At 64.3% G+C, this 22,235-nt stretch carries 25 protein-coding genes; 17 read left to right on the top strand and 8 right to left on the bottom strand.

Annotated elements, in window-relative coordinates:
- Positions 1 to 66 precede the first annotated feature (66 nt).
- From sufC to ASC75_RS05155, 7 genes are all read left to right on the top strand, one after another.
- Positions 67 to 822 carry a Fe-S cluster assembly ATPase SufC gene (sufC, locus tag ASC75_RS05185; RefSeq protein ID WP_055971255.1) on the top strand — a complete coding sequence of 252 codons (756 nt, stop codon included), beginning with the start codon at positions 67 to 69 and terminating at the stop codon, positions 820 to 822.
- A gap of 10 nt (positions 823 to 832) precedes the next feature.
- Entirely contained in the window at positions 833 to 2,098 is a 1,266-nt protein-coding gene (gene sufD / locus ASC75_RS05180; protein ID WP_055971687.1) for a Fe-S cluster assembly protein SufD, read from the top strand.
- A gap of 175 nt (positions 2,099 to 2,273) precedes the next feature.
- Positions 2,274 to 3,515, top strand: a complete 1,242-nt coding sequence (locus tag ASC75_RS05175; protein WP_055971252.1) for a cysteine desulfurase — start codon at positions 2,274 to 2,276, stop codon at positions 3,513 to 3,515.
- Between the two features lie 5 nt (positions 3,516 to 3,520).
- Positions 3,521 to 3,919, top strand: coding sequence for an SUF system Fe-S cluster assembly protein (locus tag ASC75_RS05170; RefSeq protein WP_055971249.1), 399 nt, complete (start codon positions 3,521 to 3,523; stop codon positions 3,917 to 3,919).
- Positions 3,920 to 4,022: 103 nt separating this feature from the next.
- On the top strand, positions 4,023 to 4,409 hold the full coding sequence (gene sufA, locus ASC75_RS05165) for a Fe-S cluster assembly scaffold SufA (protein ID WP_055971247.1): 387 nt from the start codon (positions 4,023 to 4,025) through the stop codon (positions 4,407 to 4,409).
- 10 nt (positions 4,410 to 4,419) lie between these two features.
- On the top strand, positions 4,420 to 4,959 hold the full coding sequence (locus ASC75_RS05160) for a DUF2199 domain-containing protein (protein ID WP_082496401.1): 540 nt from the start codon (positions 4,420 to 4,422) through the stop codon (positions 4,957 to 4,959).
- Positions 4,956 to 5,270: a TfoX/Sxy family protein gene (locus tag ASC75_RS05155; protein WP_055971242.1), complete on the top strand. Its 315-nt coding sequence runs from the start codon at positions 4,956 to 4,958 to the stop codon at positions 5,268 to 5,270. The genes ASC75_RS05160 and ASC75_RS05155 overlap by 4 nt, the downstream gene beginning before the upstream one ends.
- On the opposite strand, the gene ASC75_RS26620 is transcribed toward ASC75_RS05155, so the two are convergent.
- The 3 genes from ASC75_RS26620 to ASC75_RS05140 form a co-directional block, all read right to left on the bottom strand.
- A complete protein-coding gene (locus ASC75_RS26620; RefSeq protein WP_244487756.1) occupies positions 5,271 to 5,459 on the bottom strand; it encodes a hypothetical protein in 189 nt (62 codons plus the stop codon).
- Between the two features lie 321 nt (positions 5,460 to 5,780).
- Complete coding sequence (locus ASC75_RS05145) at positions 5,781 to 6,707, bottom strand: pseudouridine-5'-phosphate glycosidase (RefSeq protein WP_055971675.1); 927 nt, start codon at positions 6,705 to 6,707, stop codon at positions 5,781 to 5,783.
- 20 nt (positions 6,708 to 6,727) lie between these two features.
- A complete protein-coding gene (locus tag ASC75_RS05140; RefSeq protein WP_055971240.1) occupies positions 6,728 to 7,669 on the bottom strand; it encodes a carbohydrate kinase family protein in 942 nt (313 codons plus the stop codon).
- Here ASC75_RS05140 and ASC75_RS26255 point away from each other — a divergent pair.
- From ASC75_RS26255 to ASC75_RS05125, 4 genes are all read left to right on the top strand, one after another.
- Positions 7,668 to 8,003, top strand: a complete 336-nt coding sequence (locus ASC75_RS26255; protein ID WP_162244891.1) for a hypothetical protein — start codon at positions 7,668 to 7,670, stop codon at positions 8,001 to 8,003. The two genes, ASC75_RS05140 and ASC75_RS26255, sit on opposite strands and share 2 nt — an antisense overlap.
- Positions 7,951 to 9,039 carry a recombinase RecA gene (recA, locus tag ASC75_RS05135; protein ID WP_055971237.1) on the top strand — a complete coding sequence of 363 codons (1,089 nt, stop codon included), beginning with the start codon at positions 7,951 to 7,953 and terminating at the stop codon, positions 9,037 to 9,039. Before ASC75_RS26255 ends, recA begins: the two co-directional genes overlap by 53 nt.
- 251 nt (positions 9,040 to 9,290) lie before the next feature.
- Positions 9,291 to 11,957, top strand: coding sequence for an alanine--tRNA ligase (gene alaS / locus ASC75_RS05130; RefSeq protein WP_055971234.1), 2,667 nt, complete (start codon positions 9,291 to 9,293; stop codon positions 11,955 to 11,957).
- A gap of 139 nt (positions 11,958 to 12,096) precedes the next feature.
- Positions 12,097 to 12,948, top strand: a complete 852-nt coding sequence (locus tag ASC75_RS05125) for an AraC family transcriptional regulator (protein ID WP_055971231.1) — start codon at positions 12,097 to 12,099, stop codon at positions 12,946 to 12,948.
- A gap of 161 nt (positions 12,949 to 13,109) precedes the next feature.
- On the opposite strand, the gene ASC75_RS05120 is transcribed toward ASC75_RS05125, so the two are convergent.
- Positions 13,110 to 14,321: an NADP-dependent isocitrate dehydrogenase gene (locus ASC75_RS05120; RefSeq protein WP_055971228.1), complete on the bottom strand. Its 1,212-nt coding sequence runs from the start codon at positions 14,319 to 14,321 to the stop codon at positions 13,110 to 13,112.
- A gap of 328 nt (positions 14,322 to 14,649) precedes the next feature.
- Between ASC75_RS05120 and ASC75_RS05115 the strand changes: the two genes are divergently transcribed.
- The 3 genes from ASC75_RS05115 to ASC75_RS05105 are packed head-to-tail and all read left to right on the top strand — an operon-like array spanning position 14,650 to position 16,550.
- Positions 14,650 to 15,525 carry an RNA methyltransferase gene (locus ASC75_RS05115; protein WP_055971225.1) on the top strand — a complete coding sequence of 292 codons (876 nt, stop codon included), beginning with the start codon at positions 14,650 to 14,652 and terminating at the stop codon, positions 15,523 to 15,525.
- Entirely contained in the window at positions 15,518 to 16,303 is a 786-nt protein-coding gene (murI, locus tag ASC75_RS05110) for a glutamate racemase (RefSeq protein ID WP_055971672.1), read from the top strand. Before ASC75_RS05115 ends, murI begins: the two co-directional genes overlap by 8 nt.
- Positions 16,304 to 16,361: 58 nt before the next feature.
- On the top strand, positions 16,362 to 16,550 hold the full coding sequence (locus ASC75_RS05105) for a DUF3008 family protein (RefSeq protein ID WP_055971669.1): 189 nt from the start codon (positions 16,362 to 16,364) through the stop codon (positions 16,548 to 16,550).
- Positions 16,551 to 16,570: 20 nt separating this feature from the next.
- Here the strand turns inward: ASC75_RS05105 and ASC75_RS05100 are convergent, their stop codons facing one another.
- The gene (locus tag ASC75_RS05100; protein ID WP_055971222.1) at positions 16,571 to 17,206 is read right to left on the bottom strand and encodes an NAD(P)H-binding protein; all 636 of its coding nucleotides are present in this window, start codon (positions 17,204 to 17,206) and stop codon (positions 16,571 to 16,573) included.
- Positions 17,207 to 17,355: 149 nt separating this feature from the next.
- On the opposite strand from ASC75_RS05100, the gene ASC75_RS05095 reads away from it, so the two are divergent.
- The 3 genes from ASC75_RS05095 to rpsD all read left to right on the top strand — a co-directional run bounded on the left by ASC75_RS05095 (position 17,356) and on the right by rpsD (position 19,381).
- Positions 17,356 to 17,766: a helix-turn-helix domain-containing protein gene (locus ASC75_RS05095; protein WP_055971219.1), complete on the top strand. Its 411-nt coding sequence runs from the start codon at positions 17,356 to 17,358 to the stop codon at positions 17,764 to 17,766.
- 75 nt (positions 17,767 to 17,841) lie between these two features.
- Positions 17,842 to 18,549, top strand: coding sequence for a 2OG-Fe(II) oxygenase (locus ASC75_RS05090; RefSeq protein WP_055971216.1), 708 nt, complete (start codon positions 17,842 to 17,844; stop codon positions 18,547 to 18,549).
- A gap of 214 nt (positions 18,550 to 18,763) precedes the next feature.
- A complete protein-coding gene (gene rpsD / locus ASC75_RS05085; RefSeq protein WP_055971213.1) occupies positions 18,764 to 19,381 on the top strand; it encodes a 30S ribosomal protein S4 in 618 nt (205 codons plus the stop codon).
- Positions 19,382 to 19,579: 198 nt separating this feature from the next.
- Here the strand turns inward: rpsD and purB are convergent, their stop codons facing one another.
- The 3 genes from purB to ASC75_RS05070 are packed head-to-tail and all read right to left on the bottom strand — an operon-like array spanning position 19,580 to position 22,209.
- On the bottom strand, positions 19,580 to 20,878 hold the full coding sequence (gene purB, locus ASC75_RS05080) for an adenylosuccinate lyase (RefSeq protein ID WP_055971210.1): 1,299 nt from the start codon (positions 20,876 to 20,878) through the stop codon (positions 19,580 to 19,582).
- Positions 20,879 to 20,938: 60 nt separating this feature from the next.
- Positions 20,939 to 21,433, bottom strand: coding sequence for a hypothetical protein (locus tag ASC75_RS05075; protein WP_055971207.1), 495 nt, complete (start codon positions 21,431 to 21,433; stop codon positions 20,939 to 20,941).
- A gap of 53 nt (positions 21,434 to 21,486) precedes the next feature.
- On the bottom strand, positions 21,487 to 22,209 hold the full coding sequence (locus tag ASC75_RS05070; protein WP_055971204.1) for a DUF2259 domain-containing protein: 723 nt from the start codon (positions 22,207 to 22,209) through the stop codon (positions 21,487 to 21,489).
- Positions 22,210 to 22,235: the final 26 nt, after the last annotated feature.

Below are 22,235 nucleotides of genomic sequence, written 5' to 3'. Positions count from 1 at the left end.
CGGCAACGTCATTGACAGGAATTGCGCCGCCCGCTCGGCGCCAGATGTGAAGAAAGCTGAAGAAAAATGCTTGAGATCAAGAACCTGCATGCCCGCATCGCCGAGAGCGGCACCGAGATCATCCGCGGCCTCAACCTGACCGTGAAGGCCGGCGAAGTCGCTGCCATCATGGGCCCTAACGGCTCGGGCAAGTCGACGCTGTCCTACATCCTCGCCGGCCGCGACGACTACGAGGTCACCGAGGGCGACATTCTCTACAACGGCGAGTCGATCCTTGAGATGGACCCCGCCGAGCGCGCCGCCAAGGGCCTGTTCCTGGCCTTCCAGTATCCGATGGAGATACCGGGCGTCGCCACCATGGAGTTCCTCAAGGTCGCGATGAACTCGCAGCGCAAGGCGCGTGGCGAGGAGCCGCTCAAGGTGCCTGAATTCATCAAGCGCGTGAAGGACGCCGCCGGCACGCTCGAGATGGACTTCAACATGCTCAAGCGTCCGGTCAATGTCGGCTTCTCCGGCGGCGAAAAGAAGCGCGCCGAGATCCTGCAGATGAAGCTGCTGGAGCCGAAGCTGTGCGTCCTCGACGAGACCGACTCCGGCCTCGACATCGACGCGCTCAAGATCGTCTCCGACGGCGTCAACGCCCTGCGTTCGCCCGACCGCGCCATCATCGTCATCACCCACTACCAGCGCCTGCTCGACCACATCGTGCCGGATACCGTCCACGTCCTCTACAAGGGCCAGGTCATCAAGTCGGGCGACAAGTCGCTGGCGCTCGAACTCGAAGAGAACGGCTACGCCGGGATCATCGAAGAGGCTGCTTGAGGTGTCGGTCATGAACATGCGAGCTGAAATACAGCGGACCCCGGCGGAGGCGGCGATCGTCGATGCCTTCGGCGAGCGGCTGTCGCTGCTGCCCGGCGACGGAGCGATCATGGTCAAGCGCGACGATGCGATCGAGCAGATCAAGGCAGGCCTGCCGACCCGCCGGGTCGAATCCTGGCACTACACCGACCTGCGTCGCCTTCTGGCTTCCGTGCCGGCCTTCGATGCCAGCGCCGAAGCCAAGGCGATTGCGCCCCTGCTCGAAGGCTCGACCCTGCTTTCGATCGTCAACGGCGTTTCGTCGGCCACGCCGGATCTGGAAGGCGTGTCGTTCCAGCGCCTCGGTGACAAGCTCGTCGATGGCAGCTACGCGCCGGCACTGGTCACCTATGGCAGCGACGACGCTGTCGGTGCGCTCAATACGGCCTTCGTTGCAGACGGCTACTTCGTCGACATCGAAGCGGGTACTCAGCTTGAGAAGCCGATCGAGCTGCAGAACATCCAGGCCGGTGGCCAGAGCCATGTGCGTCTGCCGGTGCGTGTCGGCGCCGGCTCCAAGGCCATCATCGTCGAACGCCAGACGGGCGAGGGCGCAGGCCTTGTCAGTTCCGTCAGCCAGTTGCTGCTCGGCGATGATGCCGAAGTGCTGTGGCTGATCGTCCAGGACCAGCCGGAGACGGCGACCCATCTCGCCCAGTTCAAGGCCGAACTCGGCAAGAACGCCAGGCTCACGCTGTTCGTCATGAACGCCGGCGGCAAGCTCGTGCGCCAGGAGGTCATCGTCAAGGCCAATGGCGAAGGCGCCGACTTCAAGCTGCGCGGCGTCAACCTGCTCGCCGGCGACAGCCATGTCGACGTCACCATGGTGCTCGACCATGCGGTGCCGCACACCACCTCGACCGAAGTCGTGCGCAACGTCGTCACCGGCCGCGCCAAGGGTGTGTTCCAGGGCCGCATCAACGTGCACCAGATCGCCCAGAAGACCGACGCCCGCATGGCCTGCAACACGCTGCTGCTGTCTGACGACGGCGAGTTCTCGACCAAGCCGGAGCTGGAGATTTTCGCCGACGACGTCGCCTGCGGCCATGGCGCCACCGTCACCGAGATCGACCGCAACCACCTGTTCTACCTGATGGCGCGCGGCGTCGACGAAAAGACAGCCCGCGGCCTTCTGGTGCGGGCGTTCCTGGCCGAAGTCATCGAGGAGCTCGAGGACGAAACGGTCGTCGATCCGCTGGAAGAGCTGCTGGGCAACTGGTTTGCGACGCATGGGTAACGGTTGAGGGGCGCGAGCAGCACCCCTCAACCAACCTCGCTCCGCTCGGCCACCTTCTCCCACAGGGGAGAAGGGACCGCGCCCGACCTTCTCCCCTTGTGGGAGAAGGTGGATTGGCTCCAAGCGCCAAGACGGATGAGGGGTGTTGGAAGAAACGTGGCTTAGAGAAGACGCGATGGACAAGAAAGTCGAAGACAGCACCTATGACGTCGAGGCGATCCGCCGTGACTTCCCGATCCTGTCGCGCGAGGTCTACGGCAAGCCGCTCGTCTATCTCGACAACGGCGCCTCGGCCCAGAAGCCGCAGGTCGTCATCGACACCATCAACCACGCCTATTCCAACGAATACGCCAACGTACACCGTGGCCTGCATTTCCTGTCCAACGCCGCGACAGACGCTTATGAGAAGGCGCGCGAGAGCGTGCGCCGCTTCCTCAACGCGCCCAACGTCGACCAGATCGTCTTCACCTCCAATGCCACGTCGGCGATCAATACCGTCGCCTATGGCTACGGCATGCCGAACATCGGTGAGGGCGACGAGATCGTGCTGTCGATCATGGAGCACCACTCCAACATCGTGCCGTGGCACTTCATCAGGGAGCGCCAGGGCGCCAGGCTGGTCTGGGTACCGGTCGACGATCTCGGCGCCTTCCACATCGAGGAATTCGAAAAGCGCCTGACCGGTCGCACGAAACTGGTCGCCGTCACGCACATGTCGAACGCACTCGGCACCGTCACGCCGATCAAGGAAATCTGCCGCATCGCGCATGCGCGTGGCATCCCGGTCCTGGTCGATGGCAGCCAGAGCGCCGTCCACATGCCGATCGACGTGCAGGACCTTGATTGCGACTTCTTCGTCATGACCGGCCACAAGCTCTACGGCCCCTCGGGCATCGGCGTGCTCTACGGCAAGCGCGAGCTGCTCGAGCGCATGCGCCCCTTCCAGGGCGGCGGCGAGATGATCGTCGAGGTCACCGAGGACATCGTCACCTACAACGAGCCGCCCCACCGCTTCGAGGCCGGCACGCCGCCGATCGTCCAGGCGATCGGACTTGGCGCGGCGCTCGACTACATGGACAGCATCGGCCGCGAGCGCATCGCGGCGCACGAGGAGATGCTGCGCGACTATGCCCATGAACGACTGCGCGCCATCAATTCGCTGCGCATCTTCGGCGACGCGCCCGGCAAGGGTGCCATCGTCTCGTTCGAGCTGCAGGGCATCCATGCCCATGACGTGTCGATGGTCATCGACCGCCAGGGCGTCGCCGTGCGCGCCGGCACGCATTGCGCCCAGCCGCTGTTGAAACGCTTCGGCGTAACCTCCACATGCAGGGCGTCCTTTGCCATGTACAATACGAAGGCCGAGATCGACGTCCTGGCCGAAGCGCTTGAAAAAGCGCGCAAATTCTTCGGGTGAGCACCATGGAAGACGTTATCGCCGCCACAGTTGACGACACCGCGCCGGAAACGGCCGGTAAGGGCATCGTTTCAGCCTCGGCCATTCCGGCTGATGAGCTGGCGCGCCTGACCGACGACATCGTTTCGGCGTTGAAAACGGTCTACGACCCGGAAATCCCCGCCGACATCTACGAGCTCGGTCTCATCTACAAGATCGACATCGAGGACGACCGCACCGTCAAGATCGACATGACGCTGACAGCCCCCGGCTGCCCGGTAGCAGGCGAAATGCCGGGCTGGGTGCAGAACGCCGTCGGTGCCGTCGAAGGCGTGTCGGGCGTCGAGGTCACCATGACCTTCGACCCGCCATGGACCCCCGACCGCATGTCGGAAGAGGCCCAGGTCGCGGTGGGCTGGTACTAGGCCACTGTTTGGTGAGGCTTGCACGAAGAAGCAATCTTCACCATCTTAGCTTTGGAATGAGTCATTCCGCGGGCCTTGAACCCGTCGACGAATGGAGACTGGAATGGGACGCTTCGCCGTCATCTCAATGACCGACAGGGCCGCCGAGCGCGTACGCGAGATCATGGCCACCCGCGAGAATGCGCGAGGGATTCGCCTCGGCATCAAGAAGGGTGGCTGCGCGGGCATGGAATACACGGTCGACCTGGTGACCGAGCCGAACCCCAAGGACGACCACATTGAGCGCGACGGAGCTCATGTCTATGTCGCACCCGAGGCGGCACTGTTCCTGTTCGGCACGCAGATGGATTTCGAGGTCACGACGCTGCGCACCGGCTTCACCTTTTCCAACCCGAACCAGAGTTCTGCCTGCGGTTGCGGCGAATCCGTCGAACTGAAGCCCGCCGATCTCAAGGCGCTCGCCGAAGCACGCGCGCAAAGCCCGGCCTAGAAGCAGGCCGATGAGCGCCGAAGCCTATCGCTGGCGGTGCTCATGTTGCAGCGAAGAACATGTCGGCCTGCCGATGGACATGATGTTCGGCGAGCCTGTCGACTGGGACTCGCTTGACGATGCGACGCGGGCGGCGTCGAACCTCGATGATGATTTCTGCGAGGTGCGCTATTCGACCGGCGAGGTCGATCGCTTCATCCGCTGCCTTCTGCCGTTGCCAGTGCCGAACCTGTCGACAGAATTCCGCCTCGGCGTCTGGATGTCGTTGTCGGAGCGCAGTTGGGATATCTACAGAGAGGGTTTTGTCTCCGGCGCCTATGCCGAGGAAGGCTGCTTCGGCTACCTCATGCACGACGTGCCGGGGTTTCCCAGTTCGCTGTTTCTCAACGCCGATGTCTGGTTCCAGCCGGAGCGGCTTCGCCCGCGCGTCGCGCTTCATGAAACGCATCATCCGCTGTACATGGCTCAGTGTGTCGGTATCTCGCCATCGCAGGTCAAGCGTTGGGCGATGTTGATGCACGAGACACATGGCAAGGAGGATCGCCAATGAGCGACGAAGCCATCCGCGAGAGCTTCTCCGGCCTTGGCGAGGTCACCATCCGCAAAATGTTCGGCGGCAAGGGTATCTACCATGATGGCCTGATCGTCGGCGTCGAGGTGCGCGGCGAAATCCTGCTCAAGGCGGACGCCGTGAGCGCGCCCGATTTCGAGGCGGCTGGTGCTGCGCGCTGGACCGATGCCGGTGGGCGGCCGGTCAACATGCCCTACTGGACCATCCCCGAAAGCGCTGTCGACGACCCCGACGAAATGGCCGGGTGGGCGCGCAAGGCCTTCGAGGCGGCACTGCGCAGCAAGAAGTAGTCACATCGCGCCGGGCGGCACGAAGAAGCAGTTCTCGTGCTCTTCGGTCGGATGCAGGCAGATATGATAGTCGCCGTCGCCCGAGGGTATTTCCGAGCCGTAAGGTACGAAATAGCGGTTGCGGTGCGTCACCTTGGGGTGATCGCCAGGTTCCAGCACGATAGACCAGCCGCCGCCATTCTCCTTCACCGCCCTTTCGGGAATGGTCCGGCACTCGCCATGTTCGACGTCGCCATGGCAGCAGGCCGGCGGATAAGTCCAGCCGGTAGCCGCCCTGTGCGCCGATGAAGGGGCGATTGTGATGAAAAATGCCGGCAGTGCGAGCAGGGTCGCGCAACAGCATGCGGCTGGCTGCAACCTGGCATATCGGCAACGCCCGCCAATGCCGGACATCACTCAGCTCCGATGATGCCGCCGGTCAATTCCGGACGGCTGGCCGCGCTGCAGCTTATGCCTGCCTGTCCGGAATGCATATTATGTAATGCTAATATTGAGGCGTCTTACGGCCGCTCACGCCTTGGCAAGCGCGATTGCCACCTTTGCCGCAAGCCGTGCGTTGTTTTCCACCAGCGCGATGTTGGTCTTGAGGCTGGCGCCATTGGTCAGCTCGAGAATCTTCGCCAGCAGGAACGGCGTCACCGCCTTGCCCGAGATGTTCTGGGCTTCGGCTGCCTTCTGCGCCGCCTCGATGTAGCCGGCCATCTTGTCAGCGGGGATCTCGTCGCTCTCCGGCACCGGGTTCGCCACCAGCAGACCGCCGTCGAGGCCAAGCGCACCACGGGTCGCGTGCAGGCGGGCGATCTTCTCGGGAGCATCGAGCCTGAGCGGCGCCGCATAGGGCGATTTGCGCGACCAGAACGCCGGCACGATGTCGGAGCCAAAGGCGACGACGGGCACGCCGCGCGTCTCCAGCACTTCGAGCGTCTTTTCGATGTCGAGGATGGCCTTGGCCCCGGCCGACACCACGATGACGGGCGTGCGCGCCAGCTCGTCGAGGTCGGCGGAGATGTCGAAGCTCTTCTCGGCGCCCTTGTGAACGCCGCCGATGCCGCCGGTGGCGAACACCTTGATGCCGGCGAGATGGGCCGCGATCATCGTCGCTGCCACCGTCGTGCCGCCGGTGCGCCCTTCCGCGACCGCATAGGCGATGTCGGCGCGCGACAGCTTCATGGCGCCGCCGGTCATCGCCAGCGACTCGCGCTCGCCGTCGGACAGGCCGATCTTGATGCGGCCGTTGATGACCGCGATCGTTGCCGGCACCGCACCTTCGTCGGAGATGATCTTCTCGACATTCGCCGCCATCGCGCTGTTGTCGGGATAGGGCATGCCGTGGGTGATGATGGTGCTTTCGAGCGCCACGACCGGCTTGCCTGCGGCGAGCGCGGCCGCGACGGGAGCGTGGATGTCGATGAAGGGGCGGGCGGTTTCTGGCGTCATGGTGATCTCCTTGGTCCGCGTCATGCCATTTCCCGGGCTTGCGGCACAAGGGCCAGCACCTCGTCGAAGGCTGCCTGGCCGAGTTCCGGTACGGCGGATGGGCTCTCGATGGCCAGCACCGCGGCGGCGATTCCTTGCCTCAATGCGTTTGCCAGCCCTTCGCCGCGCAGCAAGGCGACCGTGGTCGTGCCCGCCAGCGCGTCGCCGGCGCCGGTGACGTCGACGACCTGGCGCGGCGCCGGCGGGGCGATCATCGATAGCCCTTCGGCGTCAAAGGCGAAGACCGCGCTGCCGCCGGCGGTGACGACGCCACGCTTGAGCCCTGCGGCGCGCAGCCCGCGCGCGATCTCGCTGGCGTCGGCTTCGGCATTGGTTCCGGCCAGCACTGCGGCCTCGCGCCGGTTCATGAACAGGCATGACAGCCTGTCGAGGATCGGCACCATGCGCACCGCCTTGGCCGGCGATATGGCGATGGCAAACAGCGGCACAGTGCCGGCCGCTTCCGCCAGCCGCCAAAGTGCCGTCTCCGGCAGGTTGGCGTCGCACAGCACGGCATCGGCTGCCGCGATCGCCTCGCGCATCTTGGCGCGCCGCATCTGTTTCGGAAACGCCAGCTCATACAGTCCCATGTCGGCAAGCGCCGCCACCACGTCGCCGCCGCGGTCGAGCAGGGCCGTGTAGCTTGGCGTCGCGCGGTCGAGAAACACCGCCGACAGGTCCGAGATGCCGTTGGATGCGATTTCCGCCGCCACCGTCTCGCCGGCGGCATCGCCGCCGCGCACCGACATCAGCGAACCTGCCGCGCCCCGCCGGACCGCACCGCGCAGCGCGTTGAAAGCCCCGCCGCCGACCTCTTCGCTCATGGCCCCGGGGATCGAGGCCCCGGGCACGAAGGGAGCCGACATCCGCCCGCGTCGGTCGACATGGGCGCCGCCGATGGCAAGGATTCTGGGTGACTTCATGCTGCTGCTGTCCGTTGGCGTTTCAGGCGGCGAACTTAGTGTTCCGCGCGGAGGGCGGCAACCGCCGCCGAATCGCGATGACGGGCTTTTCCGGGCGAGGGGCTTTCGGCTCGATGCGACATCGGATCACGCGTGGTGCAAAAACAAAAAAAGAACACGATGCAGATTTGCATTCAATATCAATAATTTGGCTGCTCTTGCCAAATGTGAACAAAACCGGTACAAATTTGTATCGGCATCGGATAGACCGGCCTTCATTGATGACCACGGGGTGATGTATCATGGCTCAAAATTCATTGCGGCTTGTAGAGGAAAATTCGGTGGACAAATCTAAGGCTCTGGACGCGGCGCTGTCGCAGATCGAACGCGCCTTCGGCAAGGGCTCGATCATGCGGCTCGGCGCCAACGAGCAGGTCGTCGAGATCGGCACCGTCTCCACAGGCTCGCTCGGCCTCGACATCGCGCTCGGCGTCGGCGGCCTGCCGCGCGGCCGCATCATCGAGATCTACGGTCCGGAAAGCTCGGGCAAGACGACGCTTGCCCTGCACACCGTTGCCGAAGCCCAGAAGAAGGGCGGCATCTGCGCCTTCGTCGACGCCGAACATGCGCTCGACCCGGTCTATGCCCGCAAGCTTGGTGTCGATCTCGAAAACCTGCTGATCTCGCAGCCCGACACCGGCGAGCAGGCGCTGGAGATCTGCGACACGCTGGTCCGCTCGGGTGCCATCGACGTCCTGGTCGTCGACTCTGTGGCGGCTTTGACGCCGCGCGCTGAAATCGAAGGCGAGATGGGCGAGTCGCTGCCCGGCCTGCAGGCCCGCCTGATGAGCCAGGCGCTGCGCAAGCTGACCGCGTCGATCTCGCGCTCCAACACCATGGTCATCTTCATCAACCAGATCCGCATGAAGATCGGCGTCATGTACGGTTCGCCCGAAACGACGACGGGCGGCAACGCGCTCAAGTTCTATGCTTCGGTTCGTCTCGACATCCGCCGCATCGGCTCGGTCAAGGACCGCGACGAGGTCGTCGGCAACCAGACCCGCGTCAAGGTGGTCAAGAACAAGCTGGCTCCGCCCTTCAAGCAGGTCGAGTTCGACATCATGTATGGCGAAGGCGTGTCCAAGACCGGCGAGCTCGTCGACCTCGGCGTCAAGGCCGGCGTGGTCGAGAAGTCCGGTGCCTGGTTCTCCTACAATTCCCAGCGCCTCGGCCAGGGCCGCGAGAACGCAAAGCTGTTCCTGCGCAACAATCCGGACGCGGCGCGTGAGATCGAGACCCTGCTCAGGCAGAATGCCGGCCTGATCGCCGAGAAGTTCCTCGAGAACGGCTCGCGCGAGGAAGACGACGGCGACGAAGCCGGCGCGATGTAAAAGTGCCGGCGGCTGGCCTGCCGGTGTGGCGTGGCCAGCTTTGGGAATGACGATCTGGGCGACCGCCGGCCATTGTGCCGGCGGTTTGCGTTTGCGCTGCCGGCGCCTTTCATCGGAGCGGCGGATTTCCGGGTTTTCGCGCGTCCAGTGTTTCTGGACAGGGGTGGGGCGGACCGCTAAAAGGCCAGTTCCATTCCCGCCCGCATGCGGCGGCGAAACATCTGTTCAGGGCGGCGATCAAAGGCGGCAATATGAGTGGCGTGAACGAGATCCGGTCGACATTTCTCGACTACTTCAAGAAGAACGGACACGAGGTCGTGGCCTCCAGTCCGCTCGTCCCGCGCAATGATCCGACCTTGATGTTCACCAATGCCGGCATGGTGCAATTCAAGAACGTCTTCACCGGCCTTGAGACCCGCCCCTATTCGCGCGCCGCGACCGCGCAGAAGAGCGTGCGCGCCGGCGGCAAGCACAACGACCTCGACAATGTCGGCTACACCGCGCGCCATCTCACCTTTTTCGAGATGCTCGGCAACTTCTCCTTCGGCGACTATTTCAAGGAGCAGGCGATCGAGCTCGCCTGGAACCTGATCACCAAGGAATATGGGCTCAAGAAGGACAAGCTGCTCGTCACCGTCTACCACACCGACGACGAGGCGGCCGAACACTGGAAGAAGATCGCCGGCTTCTCAGACGACCGCATCATCCGCATCGCCACCTCCGATAATTTCTGGGCGATGGGCGACACCGGCCCCTGCGGCCCGTGCTCGGAGATCTTCATCGACCGCGGCGAGCACATCTGGGGCGGCCCTCCCGGCAGCCCGGAGGAGGATGGCGACCGCTTCCTCGAGTTCTGGAATCTCGTCTTCATGCAATACGAGCAGGTGACGAAAGAGGAGCGCATCGACCTGCCGCGCCCGTCCATCGACACCGGCATGGGCCTCGAGCGCATGGCCTCGATCCTGCAAGGCGTCGAGACCGTGTTCGAGACCGACCTGTTCCGCACCTTGATCGACGCGGCGTCATCGGCGATCGGCCGCGGCCCGGATGAGAGCAATGTCGCGTCCTACCGCGTCATGGCTGATCACCTGCGTTCGTCCTGCTTCCTCGTCGCCGATGGCGTGCTGCCCTCCAACGAAGGCCGTGGCTATGTGCTGCGCCGCATCATGCGCCGTGCCATGCGCCACGCGCAGCTTCTCGGCGCGCAGGAGCCGATGATGTGGAAGCTGGTGCCCGCGCTCATCCGCGAGATGGGACAGGCCTATCCCGAGCTCGTCCGTGGCGAAGCGCTCATCACCGAGACGCTCAAGCTGGAAGAGACTCGTTTCCGCAAGACGCTCGCCCGCGGCCTCGGCCTGCTGGCCGATGCGACCGAGACGCTGGGTGCCGGCGACATGCTCGACGGCGAAACCGCCTTCAAGCTCTACGACACCTATGGCTTCCCGCTCGACCTGACGCAGGATGCGCTGCGCCAGCGCAACATTTCGGTCAATCTTGCTGGCTTCACCGAGGCCATGGAGCGCCAGAAGGCCGAGGCGCGCGCCAATTGGGCCGGCTCTGGCGAGGCTGCGACCGAGGTCGTCTGGTTCTCCGTTCGTGAGAAGGCCGGCGCCACCGAGTTCCTTGGTTACGAGACAGAGCAGGCCGAGGGTGTGATCCTTTCCCTGATCAAGGACGGAGCTGTCGTCGATGCTGTGAACGAGGGGGAAACCGTTGCCATCGTCGTCAACCAGACCCCGTTCTACGGCGAGTCGGGCGGCCAGATGGGCGACACCGGCACCATCTCGGGCGAGGGCTTTGCCGTCGAGGTGACCGACACCCAGAAAAAGGCCGACGGCCTGTTCGTCCATTATGGCAAGGTCACCAGGGGCAAGCTCAAGACTGGCGCGGCCGTCGAGCTCAAGGTCGACCACCACAGGCGCACGCGCCTGCGCTCGAACCACTCGGCCACCCACCTGATCCACGAGGCGCTGCGCGAGGTGCTCGGCACCCACGTCGCCCAGAAGGGGTCGCTGGTCGCGCCCGAGCGCCTGCGCTTCGACATCTCGCACAACAAGCCGATCTCTTCGGAAGAGCTTGAAGAAGTCGAGCGCATGTCGAACGAGATCGTGGTGCAGAACAGCCCTGTCTCCACGCGCCTGATGAGCGTCGACGATGCCATTGCCGAGGGCGCGATGGCGCTGTTCGGCGAAAAATACGGCGATGAGGTCCGCGTCGTCTCCATGGGAACCGGCGTTCATGGCGCCAAGGCCAACCGGCCCTATTCGGTCGAGCTTTGCGGCGGTACGCATGTCCGCTCCACCGGCGACATCGGCCTGATCCGCATCGTCTCCGACGGCGCGGTCGCTGCCGGTGTCCGTCGTATCGAGGCGCTGACGGGCGATGCCGCCCGTCGCTATCTCGACGAGCAGGAGCGCCGCCTCAAGTCGGTCGCGGCCACGCTCAAGGTAGCACCCGGCGATGTCCTGGCCCGCGTCGAAGCGCTGGTCGAGGAACGCAAGAAGCTGGAGCGCGAACTCACCGAGGCGCGCAAGAAGCTCGCGCTTGGCGGCTCCGGCAGTGGCGCCGCCGCCGACGAAGGCGAGACTGTCGCCGGCGTCAGCTTCCTCGGCAAGGTGGTGTCCGGCGTGTCGCCGAAGGACCTCAAGCCGCTCGCCGATTCCGGCAAGGCCTCGCTCGGTTCGGGCGTGGTGGTGTTCGTCGGTGCGGGCGATGATGGCAAGGCGAGCGTCGTCGTCGCGGTCACCGACGACCTGACCAATCGCTTCAGCGCGGTCGACCTGGTGCGCGTGGCCTCCGCGGCCCTTGGCGGCCAGGGCGGTGGCGGCCGTGCCGACATGGCCCAGGCCGGCGGACCAGATGCCACCAAGGCAGCCGAGGCGGTTGCCGCGGTCAAGGCGGCGATGGCTGCAGCCTGACCGGTCCTGTCGAAAGTTGACATGAAAAAGGCTCGCTCCGGCGGGCCTTTTTTTGTTGCAGCCACGCGGTCGCAAGTCAGCAGGATTTGTCAAATCCATCTATGTTCCGTCCAGCCGATCGAATTGCATGAGGCTAGGCATGAACGGTGAGACGGCATGGGCGGTCTATGAAGACCGCCTGAAAAGGGTATCGAACCATATCTACGCTCACCTCGACGAGGGGCTGGACATGGAGCGCCTTGCCCAGATCGCCTGCCTGTCGAGCTATCACTGGCATCGGATCTATCGCGCCATCTACGGCGAAACGGCTGCCGCCACGGTCAAGCGCCTCCGGCTGCACCGCGCCGCAGGCGATATCGTGGCGACGGATCTGAGTGTCGGCGAGATCGCAAGGCGATCTGGCTATCCCAACGTCCAGTCGTTCAACCGTATCTTCAAGGCAGCCTATGGCATGCCGCCGGCGCGCTACCGGAAACAGGGAAGCCACACGCACTTTGACCTGCAATCAAACGGAAAGGCTTCCCACATGTTCGACGTGGCAATTCGCAAGATACCTGAGCAGCACTTGGTCGGTGTCGCGCACACCGGCTCCTACATGCAGATCGGCAAGGCGTTCGAGGAGCTGTTCGGCACGCTCTATGCCCGGGGCCGCGCCCGGCCCGAAATGCGCATGATCGGTGTCTATCTCGACGATCCCGACATCGTCGCGGCCGACGAGCTGCGTTCCTATGCCTGCGTCACCGCCGAAGCCACGATCCCGGTGGAGACGCCTCTCGAACGCCGGACCGTCGACGGCGGCGATTATGCCGTGCTGCGCCACAAGGGCCCCTATGCCGAGATGCACAAGGCCTACCAGTGGCTCTATGCCGAATGGCTGCCGAAGTCGGGCCGCGAACTGCGCGATGCGGTGATGTTCGAGGAATACGTCAACAACCCGCGCGACGTGGCGCCGGCCGAACTGCTCACCGACATCCATTTGCCACTGGTCTGAGGGGGGCTGCGACCGCCTCTGTCTCCGACGCAGGCGCGCCAGCCTGCCTTATCCTGAGCAGCCGCGCAACACGCCGCGACGGACCCACCGCAGCGCGCGCGCCCGAAAGAAAAAAGCCCCGGGATCGCTCCGGGGCTTTTTTGGTGGGCCTGGAGTGGGGCTCAGCCCACGGCCTTCTGCAGGTTCTCGTCGATCTTGTCGAGGAAGCCGGTGGTCGACAGCCATGGCTGGTCCGGGCCGATCAGCAGCGAAAGGTCCTTGGTCATGAAGCCGCTCTCCACGGTCTGGATGCAGACGCGCTCCAGCGTCTCGGCGAACTTCTTGAGCTCGGCGTTGTCGTCGAGCTTGGCGCGGTGCGCGAGACCGCGGGTCCAGGCGAAGATCGAGGCGATCGAGTTGGTCGAGGTTTCCTCGCCCTTCTGGTGCTGGCGATAGTGGCGCGTCACGGTGCCGTGGGCGGCTTCCGCTTCCACCGTCTTGCCATCCGGCGTCATCAGCACGGAGGTCATCAGGCCGAGCGAGCCGAAGCCCTGGGCGACCGTATCCGACTGCACGTCGCCGTCATAGTTCTTGCATGCCCAGACATAGCCACCCGACCACTTCAGGCTCGAGGCCACCATGTCGTCGATCAGGCGGTGTTCGTACCACAGCTTGCGTGCCTTGAACTCGGCCTCGAATTCCTTCTCGTAGACGTCCTGGAAGATGTCCTTGAAGCGGCCGTCATAGGCCTTGAGGATGGTGTTTTTGGTCGACAGGTAGACCGGATAGTTGCGCAGCAGGCCGTAGTTCAGCGAGGCGCGGGCAAATTCGCGGATCGACTCGTCGAGGTTGTACATGGCCATCGCCACGCCGGCGCCCGGCGCGTCGAACACGTCGTGCTCGATCACCTGGCCGTCGTCGCCGACGAACTTGATCGACAGCTTGCCCTTGCCGGGGAACTTGAAATCGGTCGCCTTGTACTGGTCGCCGAAGGCGTGGCGGCCGACGATGATCGGCTTGGTCCAGCCCGGCACCAGACGCGGCACGTTCTTCATGATGATCGGTTCGCGGAAGATAGTGCCGCCCAGGATGTTGCGGATCGTGCCGTTGGGCGACTTCCACATCTTCTTGAGCTTGAATTCCTCGACGCGCTGCTCGTCTGGCGTGATGGTGGCGCACTTCACGCCGACGCCGTGCTTGTTGATGGCGTTGGCGGCGTCGATCGTCACCTGGTCGTTGGTGGCGTCGCGGTGCTCGATGCCGAGGTCGTAATATTCCAGGTCGAGATCGAGATAGGGGTGGATCAGCTTGTCCTTGATGAACTGCCAGATGATGCGGGTCATCTCGTCGCCGTCGAGTTCGACGACGGGCTTGGCCACCTTGATCTTCGCCATTTGGAAAAAGCCTCTTCTTGCCTGGAACCAGCCGGTCCCGGAGGTTCACGATTGGGAGTGCGGCCCCTATACCAAAGCGAATCGGACCGCGCAAATGATTGCGATTGCGACCTTGGGTCTGTCTGCTGACATTGTATGAACTGCACCGCATGCGACCTCCGCGGTCGCAGACGCCATGGTTATTTTCTTGGTGGCGTCAGGCGTTTTCGGCGGCCGCCTCCCGCTGGGCGAAGTCGCCTGCCGTGGCCGGCACTTACCGGAACTTCATTTTCGCGCGCAAATATGTCAGGGACGCGCAAAAGGCGCAATTTTCGGTTCAATCGCAGCAATGTCAGAAACTCCCACCCAGACCCAGGCACCCGTCATCGTCCTCGTCGAGCCCCAGCTCGGCGAGAACATCGGCATGGTAGCGCGCGCCATGGCCAATTTCGGTCTCGCCGAATTGCGCCTGGTCAATCCGCGCGACGGCTGGCCGAGCGAAAAGGCGAGGGCGGCCGCCAGCAATGCCGATCACGTCATCGACGGCGTCGTGGTCTATCCCGACCTCGCATCGGCCATTGCCGATCTCAATTTCGTCTTCGCCACCACGGCGCGGGAACGCGACGGCTTCAAGCGTGTCGCCGGCCCGGTCGAAGCCGGGCGCACCTTGCGCGGGCACGCCCTGTCGGGGCTTCGCACCGGCATCCTGTTCGGGCGCGAGCGTTTTGGCCTCTACAACGAGGAAGTGAGCCTTGCCGACGAGATCGTCACCTTTCCGGTAGATCCCAAATTCGCCTCGCTCAACATCGCCCAGGCCGTGCTGTTGATGTCTTACGAATGGATGAAATCCGGCCTGGAGGACGAGACCCAGACCAATTTCACCGGTCCCGAAATGGCGCCGGCGACCAAGGACCAGTTGCACGGGCTGCTCAACCACCTGGAAGCTGCTCTCGATGCGCGCGGCTATTTTCGTCCCGCCGCCAAGAAGCCCAAGATGGTCGACAACCTGCGCTCGGTGCTGACGCGGCCCGGCTTCTTCGCCCCCGAGCTCAAGGTTCTGCGTGGCGTCGTCGCATCGCTCGACTATTTCTCGCCGAAGGAACCGCGTGGCGCTGGCTACCCCGATCGCAAGGCCAAGGTCGATCACGCCGCCCACTCAGGCAGAGTGAGCACCGATGAAGACGACACGCCGCCGCTTGGCGGCCGAGGGCTCGACAATGACTGACCGTCCGGTCCTGATGTTCGATTCGGGCATCGGCGGACTGACCGTGCTGCGCGAGGCACGCGTGCTGATGCCCGAGCGCCGCTTCGTCTATGTCGCCGACGACGCCGCCTTTCCCTATGGCGCCTGGGAAGAGCCGGCGCTCAAGGCCCGCATCCTCGATCTGTTCGGCGGCCTGCTGCAGCGCTTCGATCCCGAGATCTCGGTTATCCCGTGCAACACCGCCTCGACGCTGGTCATCGATGCGCTCAGGGAGGCGTTTCCTGGCCATCCGTTCGTCGGCACCGTGCCGGCGATCAAGCCGGCGGCCGAACGCACGCGTTCTGGTCTTGTGTCGGTGCTGGCGACGCCGGGCACGGTCAAGCGGCAATACACCCGCGACCTGATCACCCAGTGGGCGACGAAGTGCCATGTCCGCCTCGTCGGTAGCGACAGGCTGGCGCAGATGGCCGAAACCTACATGCGCGACGGCTTCGTCGACGAGCAGGCGGTGAAGGACGAGATCGCGCCCTGCTTCATCGAGCAGGATGGCCGGCGTACCGACATCGTCGTGCTCGCCTGCACGCATTATCCGTTCCTGGTTAACCGCATGCGCAAGACCGCACCCTGGCCGGTCGACTGGATCGATCCGGCCGAGGCCATCGCGCGCCGGGCGCAGTCACTGCTCGAAGGCTCGCGTGGCAACCGCGACATGGCCGGGCCCGATCTTGCCGTGTTCACCTCGCAGCGGTCGGATTTCGCCACGCGCCGGCTGATGCAGGGCTTCGGGCTGACGGTCTGATTGGAACATCGCCGGGCAGCAGGCGTTTCCCAAACCCGCAATGGTCAGGAGAAACGACATGCCAGCCACATCGAGAGCCCAGCAAAAGGCCGCCGGCGCGGCCCTTGCCGCCAAGCGCGGCGAAATCAAGAAGAGCGAACTCGTCGGCGCATCGAAGGAAATGTACGAATCGATGACCGAGAAGGAACTCGAGGAGTTCGCCGAGACCAAGCACAAGGGCCTGCCGGAGCACAAGACGAAGCACTGAGCCCCGGCAGGGATGCTTGATCAGTATCCGGCGGTAAAGCGTTTGCCGCTGTGCTTGGGCGTTGCGGCCTCATCCAGGATGGCCACAGCCAGGTCCTCGACCGATATGCGGCTTTCGCCCTTGGCATCGAACACCGGCTGGTCCGTGCCGAGCCGGAACTTGCCGGTGCGCTCGCCCGGTGCGAGGAGGATCGCAGGCGAGACGAATGACCAGTCGAGCCCGCTTTCCTTGCGCAGCGCGGCAAGTGCGTCCCGCGCCGCCAGCGCCCCGTCCTTGTAGGCCGCCGGGAAGTCGGGAGCATCGACGAGCTGCTTGCCGTCAATTTCCAGGCTGCCGGCGCCGCCGACGATGATCACCCGCTTGCCCGCTGCCTTGGCGGCCGCCGCGATGGCCTTCGAGCCGGCGAGGTGCTTGGCGTAGATGTCGGGGTCGCCCCAGCCGCCGTTGAAGGCAGAGATGACGATGTCGCTGTCCGCGATCGCCGCTTTCAGCGCGCCTGCGTCGGTGACGTCGGCCTTGACCGCTGTGACGCCGTCGAGCGGAGCCACCTTCTCGGGCGAACGCACGATGGCCGAAACGGCGTGGCCGCGTGAGGTTGCTTCCTTGAGCACGGCGCCGCCGACGAAGCCCGATGCACCGATGAGAGCGATTTTCATGACTGTTCTCCTTGTTCGGCCTGTTTTGCCAATTCGGGCAAAAGCAGGTATGATCTGTAATCAGGTTACCAACGATAACCATATAGCTCGGCCGGCCGGACGCGAAAAGAACGCATGATTTCGTGCCCAGGTTACTTCAGGAGAACCGCATGAACGCGTCAGCGAAGGCAGCGGCAGTGGCGCCGCTGCTGCACACCACCCCGGGCTTCGAGACCGACGGCCGCGACACCTGTCCCATCCGCGAGGTGCTCGACCGTGTCGGCGATACCTGGAGCATCCTCGTCATCATCAACCTCCAGGAGCAGCCGGTGCGCTTCAACGCGTTGAAGCGGTCGATCGAGGGCATTTCGCAGCGCATGCTGACGGTCACCTTGCGTTCGCTCGAGCGTGACGGGCTGGTCACGCGCACGGTGCGGCCGACCACGCCGCCGGAGGTCGAGTACGGGCTGACCGAACTCGGCCAGTCGATTGCCGTGCCGATCGCCGCTCTCGGCGACTGGGCGGCGGCCAATCGCGATCAGATGCGCTGCGCCCGAGGCACGTTCGACGCCGGATCGTGACCCGCGCAGGAATCGGAATGCGGCACGCCTGGTGACAGCCTAGATTCGGCGCCGAACCCGACACGGAGCGCCGCAATGAATGTCCAGGATGTGGTTTCGAAAGTGAACTGGGAGGCCGTTCTCGGCGAACTCGACGAGTTCGGCATGGCGCCGACCGGCCGGTTACTCGATGGCCAGGCCTGTCTCGAACTGCGCAAGCTCTACGATCAGGAAGCGCATTTCCGCAGCCGCATCGTCATGCAGCGCCACGGCTTCGGAGCGGGCGAGTACAAGTACTTCGCCAACCCGCTTCCCCACATCATTGCCGGCCTTCGCCAGGGCTTCTACCAACGTCTCGCTCCCTTCGCCAATGGCTGGAACGAGCGCATGGGGCTCGACCGGCGCTATCCGCCCGATCTTGATGCCTTCCTTGCCGAGTGCCATGCGGACGGGCAGGCGAAGCCGACGCCGCTTCTGTTGAAGTACGGCCCGGGCGACTACAACTGCCTGCACCAGGACGTCTACGGCGCCCATCTCTTTCCGGTGCAATTGGTGATTCTGCTCAGCGAGCCGGCAAAGGAGTTCGAGGGTGGCGAGTTCGTCATGACCGAGCAGCGGCCGCGCATGCAGTCCCGCGCCGAAGTCGTGCCGTTGGCAATGGGCGAGGGCGCGCTGTTTGCCGTCAACGACCGGCCAAGGGCGGGAGCGCGGGGTGACTACCGGGTCAAGATGCGCCATGGTGTCAGCCGTATCCGCCATGGCGAGCGTTTCACCCTCGGCATCATCTTCCACGATGCCAAATGAGCCGGCCTTGCGTTGACATTCCCCGATGTTTCGCCTAGTTAGCCGCCAACGCCGGGCCGAAACGCCCGGTGTTTCATTTGACGTGTCCCGTGGGTCTTTCCGCAAAGCGTGCGTGGAAGATCCTGTCAGGTCTCGACAACGGAGGCCAGAGGAGGGCGCGTTTCCTTCACTCGAAACGTGAGGTTTCGGGTGTATTGTTTTGAAAGGGAATGCGATGAGCAAGCGCGAATCCGCGAAATACAAGATCGACCGCCGTCTTGGCGAGAACATCTGGGGCCGCCCGAAGTCCCCGGTCAACAAGCGTGAATACGGCCCCGGCCAGCACGGCCAGCGTCGCAAGGGCAAGCTCTCGGACTTCGGTCTGCAGCTGCGCGCCAAGCAGAAGCTGAAGGGTCACTACGGTGACATCTCGGAAAAGCAGTTCCGCAAGACCTACGAAGAGGCCAACCGCCGCAGGGGCGATACGCCGGAGAACCTGATCGGTCTGCTCGAGTCGCGTCTCGACGCGGTCGTCTACCGCGCCAAGTTCGTGCCGACCATTTTCGCGGCCCGTCAGTTCGTCAACCACGGCCACGTCAACGTCAACGGCAAGCGTACCAACATCAGCTCGTACCGCTGCAAGGCCGGCGACGTGATCGAGGTCCGCGAGAAGTCGAAGCAGCTGGTCATCGTGCTTGAGGCCGTTGCCCTCGCCGAGCGCGACGTGCCGGACTACATCGAAGTCGACCACAACAAGATGGTTGCGACCTTCGCTCGCGTTCCCGGCCTGTCGGACGTTCCGTTCGCCGTCCAGATGGAACCGAACCTCGTCGTCGAATTCTACTCGCGCTAATCCCTTCGGATCGGCGCCAGCCGGCTACGGCCGCCAAGCATTGCAAGGACCCCGTCGATTTTCGGCGGGGTTTTTTGTTGTTTGGGTGATGCCGGCCACGAAGCACAAGGGCCTGCACAGCACGGCCCATGAAAAAACCCCGGCTTGCACCGGGGTTCTGCAATCTCAAGGCCCGCGATCCAGCGGGCCTTTATCGTTTCAGAACACGCGCTTGAAGATCGTGTCGACATGCTTGGTGTGATAGCCGAGGTCGAACTTCTCGCGGATCTCGTTCTCGGGCAGGGCGGCCGTCACTTCCTTGTCGGCCAGCAGTTCCTCGAGGAAGTCCTTGCCCTCTTCCCACACCTTCATGGCGTTGCGCTGCACCAGCCGGTAGGCGTCCTCGCGGGAAACGCCTGCCTGCGTCAGCGCCAGCAGCACGCGCTGCGAGTGCACCAGACCGCGGAACTTGTTCATGTTCTTGAGCATGTTGTCGGGATAGACGACCAGCTTGTCGATGACGCCGGTGAGGCGTGCCAGCGCGAAATCGAGCGTCACGGTCGCGTCTGGGCCGATCATGCGCTCGACCGACGAGTGCGAGATGTCGCGCTCGTGCCACAGCGCCACGTTCTCCATTGCCGGCGCCGCATAGGAGCGGACCATGCGGGCGAGGCCGGTCAGGTTTTCGGTCAGCACCGGGTTGCGCTTGTGCGGCATTGCCGACGAGCCTTTCTGGCCCGGCGAGAAATACTCTTCCGCTTCCAGCACCTCGGTGCGTTGCAGATGGCGGATTTCGGTCGCCAGGCGCTCGATCGACGAGGCGATGACGCCGAGCGTCGCGAAGAACATGGCGTGGCGGTCGCGCGGGATGACCTGCGTCGACACCGGCTCCGGCTTGAGGCCGAGCTTGGCTGCGACATGCTCCTCGACGCGCGGGTCGATGTTGGCGAAGGTGCCGACGGCGCCCGAGATGGCGCAGGTGGCGATGTCCTCGCGGGCATGCACCAGACGCTCGCGGCAGCGCGAGAACTCGGCATAGGCCAGCGCCAGCTTGACGCCGAACGTCGTCGGCTCGGCATGGATGCCGTGGCTGCGGCCGATGGTGACGGTGTCCTTGTGCTCGAAGGCGCGGCGCTTCAGCGCCTCGAGCAGGCCGTCGAGATCGGCAAGCAGGATGTCGGTGGCGCGAACGAGCTGCACCGACAGGCAGGTGTCGAGCACGTCCGACGAGGTCATGCCCTGGTGGATGAAGCGCGAATCCGGGCCGACGAACTCGGCCAGATGCGTCAGGAAGGCGATGACGTCATGCTTGGTCACGCGTTCGATCTCGTCGATGCGCTCGACGTCGAATTGTGCGGCGCCGCCCTTTTCCCAGATCGTCCTTGCCGCTTCCTTGGGGATGACGCCGATTTCGGCCAGCGCGTCGCAGGCATGGGCTTCGATCTCGAACCAGATGCGGAAGCGCGTTTCGGGCGACCAGATGGCGACCATCTCGGGCCGCGAATAACGAGGGATCATGGCGGGGCTCTTCCAGCTGAGGTTTCGTCGCCGCTCCCCTAACAGAGGTAGGCCCAATGCTCAACGCGAACGGTAGGCAAACCACGATGCTGTGGCGAAAAGGGCAACAAAACCGCCGGGAAAATAGAGCCTGACGCCCAGGACGGCAAACTGGTAGAGCGCGACCAGCCCCGTGAAGACGACCTGGAACGCCCACGTCAGGGTGAATGGCTCGGCATGCCATTCGGCATAGTAGCTGCGATATTGCAGTGCATAGAACAGCGTCGTCAGGCCGACCGTCGTCGCAGCGAGCGCAACGAAGGCGGCGGCGAACGCCGTCTCGGCGCGACGGCCGTGTGACAGCAATCCTGCCAGCGTCCAGCCGATGGGAAAGGCAACGGCCCCGCCGAGCGCGAAAAGCACCACGACCGCGCGGACCCGGAGCGGCGTCTCCCAATGGTCGAGAAGCAGCGAGAAGAACGCCGTCGCGCCCATCGCAAAGCCCCACAGCGCCGAACCGGCCAGCGCAAGGCGCAGCGACGGCAGGGACTGGCGCAATCTTTGACGTGCGCGCATCGCACCCGGCCCTTCGGTGGGGCTTGGGTCGCCGGCGATAGCGGGGCTGTCGCTCACATCCGTCCCGTCACCGCAAGCCAGCGGTGGTCCGGCCCCTCGAAACCATGGCGGACGACGGTGATCAGCACCGCGTAGGACATCGCGCCGCCTTCGCCGAAAAAGGTCTGCACGCCGCCGATTCGATAGCCCGTCGGGCACCCGCGGCTGAGCGGCACGTCCTTGTCTTCCTGCATGACCGTGGTCTTGCCGCCTTCGCCGACCTGCACCAGCTTGAAGCCCTTGACCGGACCGATGCCGGGGCAGCGTTCGATCTCGCCGAGCGAAATCTCTTCGAGGCGGAATTCGAGCGGCGCATCGATGGGCGGAAACACCGGCCGTGGATTGACCACCATGCGCTGCGCGTCGGCGCTGGTCTCGGTCACGGCATTGAACCCGGCGAGGCGGCCGCGATTGGCGGACAGCACCGCTTCGGCAATGATCTTGTCGCCGCGTTTGCGGGCCTCGTCGCGCGCCACCTGCAGGCCGACGCTCTCGTCCTCCATCTGCACCCGCACCGGCGTGTTGGGCAGGAACTTGTCGGTGGTGGTGTCGATGTAGAAACGGTGGGCATAGGCAAAACCCGAGCCATCCTGGATGCCGTATTCCTCGAACGCGAACACCTTGCCGTCGGCGCTGAAGCCGAGCACGTTGAGTTCGGCGGCGTCGCCGGCCTGGGCAACTTGCGAAACGGCCAGCAGCGACAGGCCTGCGAGGCAAAGAAGCTTCATCATTTTCATGGCAGTGGCCCCCTTTGCGATTGAAT

This window comes from Aminobacter sp. DSM 101952 (assembly GCF_001424795.1).
Taxonomy (GTDB): domain Bacteria; phylum Pseudomonadota; class Alphaproteobacteria; order Rhizobiales; family Rhizobiaceae; genus Aminobacter; species Aminobacter aganoensis.
This window is presented reverse-complemented; position numbering and strand designations above follow the sequence as displayed.